This window comes from Sphingobium sp. (assembly GCA_035196065.1).
In the GTDB taxonomy this organism is placed as follows: Bacteria; Pseudomonadota; Alphaproteobacteria; order Sphingomonadales; family Sphingomonadaceae; genus Sphingorhabdus_B; species Sphingorhabdus_B rara.
Genome location: CP136575.1, coordinates 1,424,354 through 1,437,478, shown reverse-complemented (window position 1 = coordinate 1,437,478; position 13,125 = coordinate 1,424,354). Strand labels below are relative to the sequence as shown.

The following is a 13,125-nucleotide window of genomic DNA, read 5'->3' as shown; positions in this document are numbered from 1 at the left end:
GCCTCTCTAACGGATTTGGGGCAAGCGTCCAGATTCTATCGGCAGAATGTCGCCGAATTTACGCCGGCCGGCCTTAATTGCGCCGCCGCGCACCCGGCAAAGGGGGATCATTGGGTGGACCTGCAAAGCATTGCGCAATCGCCATCCAGCGTGTGGCAACAGGGCCATGCAAGGCAAGGCCGGTATCAGCGATGTTGCGGCATTGCGTGACCACTTGGCAAAATTCGGTCGCGCTCCCCTCGATCAGATCTTCGCTGCCACCCTCGCCCGGGCCATATTCCCAGATCGCACCCGACGGCGCGGTAAGCCGCAAACGGGGCATCGGACCGGGAGCATCTTCTTTGCGGTTCTTGAACGTCCAGCCATAGGTATTCACGCCTAGCCGGACGATATTGCCGATCCGGTCGCTATCGACTCGATCAACGCCCAACAGGTCGTAGACGGCCTGCGCATGTGCCCATGTCTCCATCAGCCGTGCAGTCACCGATGACAGCGCGCTCATATCCGGGCCGACCCATTTCAGCCGTGCCTTGGGATCGGTTGCAGCAAAGGCCGCCGCCAGTTCATCAAACCCACTGACCCAGGCATCCAGCAGTCGATGGCCCGAAAGCCCCTCCAGATAATCATGCTCATATTCGGTGAAGCGCCGCCCTCGTTCCCCGCCCATCAACTGCTTGATGAAGGCACCAAAGGCCTCGTCACCCTCGATCGATCGCGCAGCCGCGATATTCCACACATGCAGGTGGCGCAGGACATTGTTGATTGTCCAACTCTTGAAAAGCGTCTCGCGTTCGAAATCGGCATCGGCCAAAGGTGCGACTAGCGCCGCCAACGCCGCGCTCTCATCGCGGAAATCCTGTGCCTGCTGCATCAGCTCTTACCCATAAAGCCAAAGAGGTGGCCTGCGACCTTGCGCATCTGGATTTCCTCTGCTCCCTCGGTGATGCGATAGCGGCGATGATGGCGATAGATATGTTCAAAGGGCTTGTGGCGGGAATAGCCTATCCCGCCATGCACCTGCATCGCCCGATCGGCGGCATCGCAGACCAGTCGGTTCGCGCGATAATTGCACATTGAAATCACATCGGACAGGCGCTTGGCGACCTCAGGCTTGGGCATGGTGTCCATTTTGGCGCTGGTTGCGTAGATGAGTTGGCGCAGCATCGCAGCCTCTGTATGCAGTTCGACAAGCGGGAACTGGATCGCCTGGTTGACTGCGAGCGGCTTACCGAATGGCTTGCGCTCCCGCGCATATTTTACCGACTCATTGATGCAAAATTGTGCCGCACCCAGCGAACTTGCCGCCTGCCGGATGCGGTTTTCGTGGACAAAATGCTGCGCGAGCGCGAGGCCATGATCCAGATCGCCCAGCACCATATTTGCAGGAATCCAGACATTGGTCAGGCTGACCTTGGGATGATCCGTCGGCATGTTGAACGTCCAGAGATATTCGCCAACCTCGAACCCCGGAGTATCCTGAGGGACAAGGAAGCAACCAATACCCTTTGCGTCACCATCATTGCCGCTGTGCCGGGCAAAGACCATGCAATGCGTTGCGACATGGCTGCCCGTTGTCCACATCTTGTTGCCGTTGATCAGCCAGCCATCCACACCGTCGCGCTTTTCCGGCACCGCCCGGCTATCCATCCAGGTGGCATCGGAACCATGATGCTCCTCAGTCAGCCCAAAGGTGCAGCGCATCCGCCCTTCGAGCATTGCGGGAATATAATCCTGCTTCTGCTGCTCCGTCCCGAAATCGCGGACCATCAACGGCTGGACAAGATTACCGACAATCGAGCTTTCATTCTGCAAGTCGTTATGAAGGCCAAGCCCCTTGGCGGCCAGATGTTCACGAATACAGGCCATCGCCAAATGGCTGCCATCCTTGCCGCCAAATTCCTTGGGTAGAGCAAAGCGGAAATGCCCCGCACGGTCCGCCACCTGACGCATTTCACGGAGCAAATCCTCCCACTCATGCCGCGGCATGCCATTATTGTCCCAATCGGTGCGGCTATGTTCGCGGCGGTGATCGAAAAAGCGGATATTGTCGTCGCGATTTTCAATAGGCTTGATCTCGCGCTCGATAAAATCATCCAGCTCTGCAAGATAGTCTGTGATGTGCTTGGGGATTTCAAACAACGTCATGCGGGCCTCTCCACTTTCCTCAACGCAGAAAGTCGGCTGAGCCCCCCTGCAAGTCAAGCGCAATTTAATCGTCCGATTAAAATTGCGTCCCATGAAAAAGCATCACCCGCACCGCGTCAAAAAGGGGTAGCAAGCACCGCCACGTCCTGCTAACCGCGCTTCGCGGCTAAGGCCGTCACGCACCCATAGCTCAGCTGGATAGAGCGCTGCCCTCCGAAGGCAGAGGTCAGAGGTTCGAATCCTCTTGGGTGCGCCATTTAACTCATTGATATATAACAATATATAAACGCGTACCGGTCAGGTAGGCGGTTATAAATGTGCATTTTCACTATGCACAAATCGTGCACAAAAAGCGGTGTTCTTCTGCCAACTTCTTGATTAGGCTGAAAAAGTCGAAAGAAAGCGGTCTATGACGAAAAACGATAATGTTCGTATTGACCTGCTGAGGTGACCCCCTGATCTTCCTCCATGATTGATTGGAGTCTGCCCGCACGAAGGACAGACGATCAAGCGATCGAGGTTTCCGGCGCGACAGCAAGATAGGTCGCGATACGGGAAAGTCCTGATGGCGAATGTTGGCAGGTCGGGCGCATGCCGTCCATCATGGCAAGTGACGCAATAACTCCTTTACAGGGTCTTTCATCGACCGAGGCCGCATCGCGTCTTCAGGCCGAAGGGCCGAACCAGTTACCACAGCCTGATGGCCGATCGCTTTTCAAGATCATCGGAGAAGTGGTCCGCGAACCTATGCTGGCGCTGCTGCTCATTGGCGGGTTTGCCTATCTGCTGCTGGGCAACCTTGTTGAAGCATTGATCCTGCTTGCCTTGGCGACATTCTCGGTGGTGATCACGGTAGTTCAGGAAAGTCGGACAGAGCATGTGCTGGAGGCCCTGCGCGATCTTTCTGCGCCGCGTGCGCTGGTGATCCGCGATGGGGAGCAACTGCGGATTGCAGGGTGCGATGTCGTGCGCGGTGATGTCATCCTGATCGGACAGGGTGATCGGGTCGCGGCAGACGCAACGCTTTGCGAAGCACGAGAACTGGAGGTCGATGAATCACTGCTAACGGGCGAATCCATGCCGGTGGCAAAATGTGTGGCGGACGAAGCAACATCGCCCCCGACCGCGCCGGACGGAAAGGAGCAGCTTTTCGTCTTTGCGGGATCGATCGTAACGCGCGGACATGGTGTGGCGCTGGTGACGGCAATTGGCATCAACAGCCTCATGGGAAAGATCGGTAAGTCGCTAGCGACGCTTGATACGGAGGTGCCCCGATTGCGACTGGAAGCAACCCGCATCATTAGGCTTGCGGCTGCCGGCGGCGCGCTGATCGCACTAGCCGTGGCGATGCTTTATGGCCTGACACGAGGCGGCTGGCTCGATGCGGTGCTGGTCGCGATTGCGACAGGCATGGCGATGCTGCCAGAGGAAATTCCCGTGGTGTTGACAGTGTTCCTCGCTGCTGGCGCCTGGCGGATCAGCAAGGCTCAGGTGCTCACTCGGCGTGCGGCAGCAATCGAGACGTTGGGATCGACCACCGTGCTTTGTACCGACAAGACGGGGACGCTGACCGAAAATCATATGGCGGTGGTAAGGCTGTGGCGTCCCGACGACGGGATGTCGGACCATAATGACACAGCCCCCGCCACCGACGGCTTCGCTGAACTGATCGCAGCTGCCCGTTTTGCCAGCCCGAAACAGGCAGTCGATCCGATGGAGGTTGCAATCCATCAGGCCGGAGCGGCAACTGATATCCCCCAAAACGGGCATTGGGATCTTGTGCATAGCTATGGCTTGCAGCCCGATCTGCTGGCAATGTCCAATGTCTGGCGAACCCCCGACAAATTGTTGATCGCCGCCAAGGGCGCTCCCGAGGCCATAGCGATGTTGTGCCGTCTTCACGGCGCCAAAGCCAAGGCGATGTTGGATGCCGCTGATGCGATGGCCGAGCAGGGTATCCGCGTGCTGGGTGTTGCGTGCGCAGATAGTGAAGATGACACACCGGCACTCTCGCACCGCGACTATGATTTCCGGCTAATCGGCCTAGTTGGCCTTGCCGATCCGTTGCGTCCCGGCGTTCCCCGCGCGGTTGCGGAATGCCAAGCCGCGGGCGTGCGCGTGATCATGATAACGGGCGATTATCCCAAGACCGCTTGCGCAATTGCCCTGCAGGCCGGGATCGCCGATGGCAGCGTGCTTACCGGCGCGGACATGGAGGCACTTGATCAAGAAGCTCTGGCAGAACGGCTGCGCAGCGTGTCCGTCTGCGCGCGGATCATGCCCCAACAAAAATTGCGCATCGTCGAGGCGTTGAAGGCGGCGGGTGAAATGGTGGCGATGACCGGGGACGGGGTGAATGACGCACCATCACTCAAGGCGGCACATATCGGGATCGCGATGGGCAAACGCGGCACCGATGTCGCACGCGAGGCGGCCTCGATCGTGTTGCTCGACGATGACTTTGGTTCGATCGTCAAGGCGATCGCGCTGGGACGACGAATCTACGGCAATATCCGAAAGGCAATGGCCTTCATTTTTGCAGTGCATGTGCCGATTGCCGGCTTTGCGCTTTTGCCGCTTATGATGGGGATGCCGATATTGTTCACGCCGATTCATATCGCGCTGCTGGAAATGGTGATCGACCCAGTCTGCGCTTTTGTTTTCGAAGCGGAGGAGGCCGATCCGGACAATATGCAGCGCCCGCCTCGTCCACCGAATGAACGGCTGTTTTCATGGGACATGATCGGCTGGAGCCTTCTCCAGGGTGGGCTTGCCTTCTCCCTGCTCGTTGGACTTTATGTATGGGGCAACAGTCAAGCCTTCGACTTGGAGCATATGCGCGCGCTGCTCTTTTTTGCGTTGATAGCATCGATTGTCGCGCTCGTCCTTGCCGACCGATCGAGGACCACTGCGCTTGCCGCCACTTTCCGTCCAAAAAATGCTGCGCTCGCCATTGTACTAGCCACCATCGCAACAATTACTGCCATCATTATGCTGGTGCCTGGCGTCACGGGGCTGCTGCAACTTTCAGCGCTAAACTGGCGGGACTGGATGTTGATTGCCGGCATAGCGATAGCGCTTCTAGGGCTGTCCCAGATGCTCAAGACGCTTGCCTTTCGTCCGGCTTGCTAAGGTCCATTACGTATTTTCGGCTCTGCCTTTGATGACCTAAATTCATGGCCAATATTCCGATCCCCAAGAAAGCGGAGCTCGTGGCTGAAACATTGTCCCAACCGAAGCCGGCAAGCCATGTGCCCAGCATAGCCGACCTTAGATTCCTGATCACCCGGACAGGTTTTGAATTCGCCGTGCGGGCGGTCGGGCCATTTGACGAGCCGGCGCTGGCGGAACTTTTCAGCCATGTAGACAAAGACGACATGCGTTTTCGCTTCCTCTCACCGCGAAAACCGAGCCACGAAATGCTCAAAGAAATGCTCGATGTCGACCATGATCGCAAGGAAAGCTACATTGCCGTTGCGCCCGATAGCCACACGGTGATCGCAAATGCCGTTGTTGCGGCGGACACCACTAATGAGCGCGCCGAAGTCGCGATCGCCATGCACCGGGACTATAAAGGTAAAGGCGTAGGGTGGGCGTTGCTGCGCTACATCGCTGAACAGGAAGCACGCAAAGGCGTGAAGATACTTCAGTCTATCGAAAACCGTGAAAACCATCAAGCGATCGAACTGGAACGCGAGATGGGATTCAAAGCCTCCAGCTATCAGGGCGATGCGACGCTGATGCTCCTCGAGCTCGATTTGACGCAAGATAGCTCGACAATCTGAATGGAAGGAAACAACATGAAAGCACTCGCAGACATAAAGGACGAGTTCAAAAGCGACCATGCCGATCAGCTAGCCGCAGTCCGCTCCGACATTGAGCGCTTGGGTTCCGATCTTGCCGAATTGAAGGACGACCTGCTGGACAATAAGGTGGGTAAGAAAAGGCGCAAAAAGCGGCTAAGTAGCGAGTTGTGGTCTCACCGGCCGCACATGCCAAAAATGCCTTCTTACGAGGCGAACCAAAGTCTTATTGCAGGCGCCGCAATTGCCGGAGCCGTCGTCGTTGCAGCAGGTGCCCTCGCAATCTGGTCTTCACGTCCATCGGCACAGCCCGTCGTTTAGCCCCAAGCCGAGGAGAAAATCATGCTGATCGCCCATGATGCCCTGATCATGGCTATCGATGGTGGACATATGTCGCTCTTCCGGAACAAGGGAAACGAACGCGAAACGGTGCTTGAGCTGCTTGCCCAAGAACATCGCGTAACGCCTGCGACATCTGAACTGGGCGACGACCGGCCCGGGCGCATGTTTCAAAGTGTAGGGCATACGCGCGGTGCCTATGAAACAACCGATTGGCACCAGAAACTGGAAGACGAGTTTGCCGAAGAGATGGCCGAACTGTTCAACTTTCACATGAACGACGATGGTAGGAAAGGTGTCCTGATCGCTCCCCCTAGGACGTTGGGAACAATCCGCAGATATCTTCACCCCGATGCCCGTGCCCGGCTGATCGCAGAGATCGACAAAGATTATGCCGGACGCACTGCGCTGGAGATCGCTAAGCTACTCGACAAGTTACCCGGCTAACGAGGTGGGACAGGTCGTCACTTTAACACTAAATCCAACCATTGACGGCGCCAGCGAGACGGACGTCGTCCATCCGACACTCAAAATCCGCACCCGCAATGATCGATACAATCCAGGCGGTGGCGGCATCAATGTTGCGCGAGTGGTAAGTCGGCTGGGTGGAGATGTGCGGGCGGTCTATATGGCGGGCGGCGCGACTGGCGGCGTCCTCGATGAATTACTCGATGCTGCCGATATCGACAGACAGCGCATCTCGATTGCGGGACATACGCGGATCAGCCTCAACGTTTTTGAACGGGCAAGCGGGCAGGAATATCGCTTCGTACCTGAAGGACCGATGATCAGCACCGCCGATGTGGATGCGTGTCGGGAACTGTTCGCCAATATCGACTGCGACTATCTCGTTTTAAGCGGCTCTCTGCCACGCGGGGCTCCGGATGATTTCTATGCGCAATTGGCGGCAAAATCCTCCGCACGCGTCATCGTCGACAGCTCTGGACCGGCGCTGAAAGCGGCCGTTGACGCTAGCTCGACCTTCCTTATCAAACCCAGCCGCGGTGAACTGGAGAAGCTCTGTGGCCGTCAGCTGCCTACAATTGAAGACATTGAGAAAGCAGCGCTGGCGTTGGTGCAGACCGGAAAATGTGAAAATGTCGCCGTGACATTGGGACATGATGGCGCGTTGCTGGCGAATGCTAGTGGCAGCTTTTTCCTGCCTGCCATTCCTGTCAATGCCAGCAGCGCGGTTGGAGCAGGCGATAGTTTTGTCGGCGGCATGATCCATGCGCTCGCGTCAGGACAGTCCATGGGAGAGGCGTTCCGGTTGGGTCTTGCCGCCGCCACGGCAACGGTCCTGTCTCCGGGAACCGACCTGTGCCGCAAGCCCGATGTCGAACGGCTGCTTATGCAGGTTCCAGCTACATCGCCTCGAGCAAATCCTTGATGGCGACAAAAGCGAAGGCAACCGAGCTATCTGCTACGCCATAAGGCAGGAACAGATCATTGCCCACGCGCATTCCGCCGCATGAATAGACGACATTGGGCACATAACCCTCCCGATCCTCATCCGCAGGGGACAGAAAGGGCTGGCTCGTCCGCCCCAGTACGCGCGATGGATCCGTCTTGTCGAGCAGCACCGCCCCGATCGAATATTTGCGCATCGCGCCTACGCCGTGGGTGAGCAACAGCCAACCCTCATCAATCTCGATCGGCGGGCCGCAATTGCCGATCTGGATCAATTCCCAAGGATAGCGCGGTTCGAGGAGCAACTGCCCCTCGCCCCACTTTCCAAGATCGTCGGAATCGATCAGGAAAAGATTCTGTCCGTCATGGCGCCCGATCATAAGGTAGCGTCCGCCAAGGGCGCGCGGAAACAACGCCAAACCCTTGTTCCGCGCCGCGCTTCCCTCCAGCGGGACCAGATCAAAACGGCAGAAGTCAGATGTCCGCAATAGTTCCGAGCGAATTTCGCGGCCTGAATAAGCGGTATAAGTGCCGATCCATTCGATACTGCCGTCGCCATGCTCGAAACGCGTGAGCCGCAAATCTTCCAGCCCGTTGCGCTGTGCGTCGGTGACGGGAAAGATCACTGTGCCCGACAGCGAGCTGTCGGGATTGCGATGCACCGTCACAATGTTGCTGTTGTTTTGCGATTCCCGCGAGACTGTGTTTGCCGACATGGCGCAACGCGGCTGCGGCACCAGCTCAAACTTGCGGTCACCAGTCACAACACCCTCGCGAAACACGATAGAGGAGATATGGCCCTCCCCCACTGCGCGCATCGACAGTAATATGCGGACAAAACCATTAGACATTTCACCCTGGTCGGGATGCAGGGTGACACTGGGGTTCATCAATGCGGCGGCGGCATAGCTGTATTCGTGGCAGAAATAGGCACCGATCAGCAGCTTTTTTTCCTCGCGGATGCGTCGGCCATCAAGTTGCAGATCGGCCTCAACCTCCTCATAACGCTTCATGAAGACATTCTGCGTCTGCAGATGCCGCGATTCAAAATCATGATAGACCAAGGCCAGTTCGGTACGCGCGGCGCGCATGTTGAGCGCACGCACTTCGTCGACCAGCTTGCGCATTCGTTCCTTGGGAACATCGGCATTCCAGGCAAGATGGAAGGGGCGCAGTACAACGCGTGACGGATCAGCGCGCAACCGCAGCTTGGATTGGTAAAGGTTCAGCATTCGGGCGCTAAGTGCGGCGGGATGGCGGGCTCGCATTCAACACCGAGCACGGCTGGGTCTTGGGTTTGAAACGAATAATCCATATGGGGCGAGCCTCTTGGTCAGAAGTGATGCGCCCCATTCATATTTCCAACTGCGTTCCGGCAGCCCGGCACGCAATCCGGAACAATACTATGTTCTGCAGTGCAGGATCACCGCCCAAAACGCGACGATCAGATTATCACTCCACTGTCTGAACAGCTGTAGTGGAAATCTGCAAAACCCCGTCATCGGCTTGCTCAGCAATGAAGGCGATCCGCAACGCCTCTGACAGACTGCGTACCCGCAGCTTTTCCATCATGTTTGCACGGTAAATCTCTACGGTGCGTGGCGAAATGCCGAGATCATAAGCGATGGTCTTATTCGGATAACCCGCGACCAAACCATCAAGCACATCCCGTTCGCGGCCCGTCAGACTGGCCAGCCGCACGCGTGCTTCATCAGCTTTCATCTCGCGATTATGTGTGCGTTCCAGGCGATGGAAAGCCTCTTCGATTGAACCCAGCAAATCTTCTTTCTCATAGGGCTTTTCGATGAAGTTGACTGCCCCGGCGCGCATCGCCTTAACCGCAACTGCAATGTCGCCATGCCCCGTCAGGATTATAACCGGCATGTCGATGCCGCGTTTCACCATTTCCTGCTGAATTTGCAGACCATCCATATCCGGCATGCGAACATCCAGCAAAACGCATCCCCGTTCGCATGATTTGGCCTGTTTCAGGAAGTCGACACCGGAAACATGCAGTTCGACCCGATACCCCGCATGTTTGAGCATGAAAGCGGCGGAACGACGGACGCCGTCGTCATCGTCGACGATATGGACCAGTTTTTCAGTCGCCATGCAGGGTCTCCTTGGGCGGAAGCGGTAGCGTGAATTTAAACGTCGTACCCCCGTTGGTTCCGGCCCCAACTGTCATTTGTCCGCCATGCGCTTCGACAATTGTGCGGCAGATCGAAAGCCCCAACCCCATGCCTCGCGCTTTGGTACTGATAAATGGCAGGAAGAGCTGATCCTGCATTTCCATAGAAATGCCATGTCCGGTATCCGCCACGATGATTTCCACCATATCAACCCCATGGGGACGCGCAGTGATCGTTAATGACCGGGTCGGCTGCCCTTCCATCGCCTCGATCGCGTTGCGGATCAGATTGACCATCACCTGCTGGACTTGAACCCGATCAGCCATCACCTGATCGACCCCTGGTTCGATTTCGACCGACCAACTCACACCTTTTTCGCGTGCCCCCATCAGGCCCAGAGTCGTCGCATCATTGATCAGCTTGGAGAGCGGAAGGATTTGGGTTTGCAGTTCACCCTTCGACACAAAATCGCGCATCCGCCGAATTATCTGTCCAGCACGCAATGCTTCCTTCGCGGCTTCGCCCAAGGCTTCCTGAATTATTGCCGAATTTTCCGGCAAGGCCTGAACGGCAAGATCACTGCCGGTGGCAACATAATTGGCAATCGCAGTAAGGGGCTGGTTCAGTTCATGCGCCAATGCTGAAGCCAATGTGCCAGCCGCGCTCAATCGCGATGCGTGAAGCAATTCCGCCTGCACTTCCTGCAGTCGGGCCTCTGCCTCATTCTTTTCGGTGAGGTCATGGATGAACCCTGTGAAGGCACGATGCGAATTGGTGCGCGCTTCCCCAATGGAAAGCGCAATCGGAAAGATGCTTCCGTCTTTTCGCCGGCCTTCTATCGTTCGGCCATTTCCGATGATCCGCTTTTCGCCCGTCTCCCTGTAGCGCCTGATATAACCGTCATGCGCGCTGGAATAAGGTTCCGGCATCAGCAGGCGGACATTTTTGCCGAGCAGTTCCCGAGCAGAATAACCAAAAAGCATTTCGGCAGTCGCACTGCAGGAAGTGATCAGCCCATTTTCATCAATCACCACCATCGCATCGGGAACCGTCTCGAGGATAGCAGACAACAAGGCGGCGTTATCGGTCAGCGGCTGAAGATTGACATCTCTACTGGTGACATAGCGGCCCGTGCAAACCACCCCTGCGATAACGCCATCATGCGACATCAGCGGTGTCATCTGGCACTCAACGGCGCGATGCAGGCCGTCTTTCGTCTGAACATCGACGGCCAAATGCTGCAGGGAAGCATTTAGCTCACCTGCGGCAATGCGGTCAAAATGGCGCTGGAAGGTGACGACGCTGTTCTGCGCGATCAGCGACAACAGCCCCCCTTTCGGCAGGTCTGCAGGTGACGTCACACCCAGCATTTCAAATGCTGCGGAATTTACTGCAATAATCTTGTTATCGACGCCAATAACGATCACCGCATCGGGAATCGCATCAAGAACAGTATCAAGAAAATCTTCAGGTCCCAATTGTAAAGTTTTGTAAAAACTTTTCAAGCGTCTCACCGCCTTTTCTCTTGACGACACCCTTGTTTGTAAAATGTTGCCATTGTCGTCACGCAGTCCGTTAGATCGCACAATGCGTACAATTACGTAGGAGTGCGTAAGGGTTTAATCGGATACCCAGACTATCACTGTGCATATATCAGTAAGAAACTCTCTTAATGATTACATCAACTGGAGGATGCGATGACCAAGCATGATGTTGTAACGTCCGGCTCCGCTGCGAAGCGCAGTGATGATTTCTGGCAACCGCTTGCCCAACTGCGAGGAGATTTTGACCATTTGCTGGACGACTTCTGGTCTCGCCCGATGGGTCTCAACCTCACGCGCCGCATTCAGGCGCTGTCCGGCCCCGCACTTGAATTCAAGGATAAGGGCAAGGAATTTGAGCTGATCGCCGAAATCCCCGGCATGAAAGCAGAGGATGTCGAGTTGAAAGTTTCCGACGGCATCTTACGTCTCTGTGGTGAGAAGCGGGAAGTGCATGAGGAAAAGGAAGAAGGCTACATCTTCTCCGAGCGCCGATATGGCCGCTTTGAACGCGCGGTCGAGCTGCCCCAAGGCATTGATCATGACAAGATTCGGGCCAGCGCCCGTGATGGCATTTTGTCGGTACATCTGCCGAAAAGCGCTGCGGCAATTGAGCGCGAGCGCAAGATACCGATCAGTTCATAAATTCCTGGCACGTAAATAACTGCCAGGCCTAACAGGCGGCAGGTTTCGCTTACCCCCCCACTCCCCATAGCGAACCTGCCGCCTGTACCTTGCCGCTTTTCTGTAACCGGCGCAAAATCTTACACTGCTGTGCACGTTCGTTTGGCATTGTCCGTCAATGCCCCGGAACGGTTGGTCGGCAGTGTCATAGTCATGCCCTGACAATGCAGCTGCCATTGGCGGCTTTACCCGACATTGGTTTGTAGACACCTGTGATGCCGGCTGCATGCATGTTTGGCAAAAACAAAGGGCGGACCTCATTTTCTATTGAAACGAGGCCCGCCCAGTCTGCCCCCCGGGTCGCTTAGGGGGTATGCTGCATAAGTCAGATGACTAAAATATTGTCTTCAACCCGGTTAACCCCGGGCGCCGCCCAGGCCGCCCGTTCTGCCACCTTGCGTTCGTAGCTGGCATGTACCTTACCGCCGAGTTTGACGGTATCGCCGTCGGTGACGACCGTGATCGTGCTGGCGTCAATATCCGCCGAGCGCTTGAGCGCCGCCACAATCCGATCCCGAACATCGAAAGCCGAAAGCGCTTTCTTTACCGCGATCAGGTTGGAAATGCCTTTCACACCGCTGATCCTTGAAACAAGGTCGCGTGCGGCCTCTCGGTAGAAATGATAGGGCACCTCGCCGCTTAACGTTACCCAGCCATGCTCGACTTTGATCTTGATCTTGTTCTGGGGGATCGACACGCTCCATTCGAACATGTCGGCAATACGCTTTGCGATTTCCGGATCGGACGTTTTCGCATCGCTGGGATAGCGCACCTCAATTTCTTCGGCGAGACCGCGAACATGTTTAACCCGCTTTGCGGCATTCTCAGCGGCAAGCTTGGCTGAATAGCTGCTGACGAAGCCTGAAAGCGTAACAATTCCGTCCTTCACGGCAACGCCGATATTGGCATGGTCGACGCTGGGTTCCCACTCAAGTTCTGCCATCACATCGTCTTGCAATTGACTGTCGGTTTTCATGACAATTCTCCTGAAAAATCTTGTCCCCTGCACGGATTAGTTAGTGGGGAACTAAGGAAAAGCGGCCAATCGGGAATGACACTTATGGTGTTTCC

The 13,125-nt window shown here is 56.3% G+C and carries 12 protein-coding genes and 1 tRNA gene; 7 read left to right on the top strand and 6 right to left on the bottom strand.

The window, feature by feature from the left end:
* Nucleotides 1–73: 73 nt before the first annotated feature.
* Both RSE16_07010 and RSE16_07005 read right to left on the bottom strand, forming a co-directional pair.
* Nucleotides 74–871, bottom strand: a complete 798-nt coding sequence (locus tag RSE16_07010; GenBank protein WRH77204.1) for a TIGR03084 family metal-binding protein — start codon at nucleotides 869–871, stop codon at nucleotides 74–76.
* Complete coding sequence (locus RSE16_07005; protein WRH77203.1) at nucleotides 871–2,145, bottom strand: acyl-CoA dehydrogenase family protein; 1,275 nt, start codon at nucleotides 2,143–2,145, stop codon at nucleotides 871–873. Before RSE16_07005 ends, RSE16_07010 begins: the two co-directional genes overlap by 1 nt.
* Before the next feature lie 179 nt (nucleotides 2,146–2,324).
* On the opposite strand from RSE16_07005, the gene RSE16_07000 reads away from it, so the two are divergent.
* From RSE16_07000 to RSE16_06975, 6 genes are all read left to right on the top strand, one after another.
* Nucleotides 2,325–2,401, top strand: a tRNA-Arg gene (locus tag RSE16_07000).
* A gap of 347 nt (nucleotides 2,402–2,748) precedes the next feature.
* Nucleotides 2,749–5,277 (top strand): cation-translocating P-type ATPase, encoded by a 2,529-nt coding sequence (locus RSE16_06995; protein WRH77202.1) that lies wholly within the window; start codon nucleotides 2,749–2,751, stop codon nucleotides 5,275–5,277.
* An 80-nt stretch (nucleotides 5,278–5,357) separates the two neighbouring features.
* Nucleotides 5,358–5,930, top strand: coding sequence for a GNAT family N-acetyltransferase (locus RSE16_06990; protein ID WRH77201.1), 573 nt, complete (start codon nucleotides 5,358–5,360; stop codon nucleotides 5,928–5,930).
* Nucleotides 5,931–5,945: 15 nt separating this feature from the next.
* Nucleotides 5,946–6,269 carry a hypothetical protein gene (locus RSE16_06985; protein WRH77200.1) on the top strand — a complete coding sequence of 108 codons (324 nt, stop codon included), beginning with the start codon at nucleotides 5,946–5,948 and terminating at the stop codon, nucleotides 6,267–6,269.
* 21 nt (nucleotides 6,270–6,290) lie between these two features.
* Nucleotides 6,291–6,734 (top strand): host attachment family protein, encoded by a 444-nt coding sequence (locus RSE16_06980; protein WRH77199.1) that lies wholly within the window; start codon nucleotides 6,291–6,293, stop codon nucleotides 6,732–6,734.
* Between the two features lie 4 nt (nucleotides 6,735–6,738).
* Nucleotides 6,739–7,677: a 1-phosphofructokinase family hexose kinase gene (locus tag RSE16_06975; GenBank protein WRH77198.1), complete on the top strand. Its 939-nt coding sequence runs from the start codon at nucleotides 6,739–6,741 to the stop codon at nucleotides 7,675–7,677.
* Here the strand turns inward: RSE16_06975 and RSE16_06970 are convergent.
* The 3 genes from RSE16_06970 to RSE16_06960 form a co-directional block, all read right to left on the bottom strand.
* A complete protein-coding gene (locus tag RSE16_06970; protein ID WRH77197.1) occupies nucleotides 7,652–8,929 on the bottom strand; it encodes a glycoside hydrolase family 130 protein in 1,278 nt (425 codons plus the stop codon). The two genes, RSE16_06975 and RSE16_06970, sit on opposite strands and share 26 nt — an antisense overlap.
* A 220-nt stretch (nucleotides 8,930–9,149) precedes the next feature.
* Entirely contained in the window at nucleotides 9,150–9,809 is a 660-nt protein-coding gene (gene fixJ / locus RSE16_06965) for a response regulator FixJ (GenBank protein WRH77196.1), read from the bottom strand.
* Nucleotides 9,799–11,334: a PAS domain S-box protein gene (locus tag RSE16_06960; protein ID WRH77195.1), complete on the bottom strand. Its 1,536-nt coding sequence runs from the start codon at nucleotides 11,332–11,334 to the stop codon at nucleotides 9,799–9,801. Before RSE16_06960 ends, fixJ begins: the two co-directional genes overlap by 11 nt.
* Nucleotides 11,335–11,526: 192 nt before the next feature.
* Between RSE16_06960 and RSE16_06955 the strand changes: the two genes are divergently transcribed.
* Nucleotides 11,527–12,015: an Hsp20/alpha crystallin family protein gene (locus tag RSE16_06955; GenBank protein WRH77194.1), complete on the top strand. Its 489-nt coding sequence runs from the start codon at nucleotides 11,527–11,529 to the stop codon at nucleotides 12,013–12,015.
* 364 nt (nucleotides 12,016–12,379) lie between these two features.
* Here RSE16_06955 and RSE16_06950 read toward each other — a convergent pair whose 3' ends face one another.
* Entirely contained in the window at nucleotides 12,380–13,030 is a 651-nt protein-coding gene (locus tag RSE16_06950) for a BON domain-containing protein (GenBank protein WRH77193.1), read from the bottom strand.
* Nucleotides 13,031–13,125 lie beyond the last annotated feature (95 nt).

What these genes read in the sequence shown, in the direction of transcription:
- RSE16_07010 (WRH77204.1), bottom strand. Translation starts at nt 871, where the DNA reads ATGCAGCAGGCACAGGATTTCCGCGATGAGAGCGCGGCGTTGGCGGCG.
- RSE16_07005 (WRH77203.1), bottom strand. Translation starts at nt 2,145, where the DNA reads ATGACGTTGTTTGAAATCCCCAAGCACATCACAGACTATCTTGCAGAG.
- RSE16_06995 (WRH77202.1), top strand. Translation starts at nt 2,749, where the DNA reads ATGGCAAGTGACGCAATAACTCCTTTACAGGGTCTTTCATCGACCGAG.
- RSE16_06985 (WRH77200.1), top strand. Translation starts at nt 5,946, where the DNA reads ATGAAAGCACTCGCAGACATAAAGGACGAGTTCAAAAGCGACCATGCC.
- RSE16_06980 (WRH77199.1), top strand. Translation starts at nt 6,291, where the DNA reads ATGCTGATCGCCCATGATGCCCTGATCATGGCTATCGATGGTGGACAT.
- RSE16_06970 (WRH77197.1), bottom strand. Translation starts at nt 8,929, where the DNA reads ATGCTGAACCTTTACCAATCCAAGCTGCGGTTGCGCGCTGATCCGTCA.
- fixJ (WRH77196.1), bottom strand. Translation starts at nt 9,809, where the DNA reads ATGGCGACTGAAAAACTGGTCCATATCGTCGACGATGACGACGGCGTC.
- RSE16_06955 (WRH77194.1), top strand. Translation starts at nt 11,527, where the DNA reads ATGACCAAGCATGATGTTGTAACGTCCGGCTCCGCTGCGAAGCGCAGT.
- RSE16_06950 (WRH77193.1), bottom strand. Translation starts at nt 13,030, where the DNA reads ATGAAAACCGACAGTCAATTGCAAGACGATGTGATGGCAGAACTTGAG.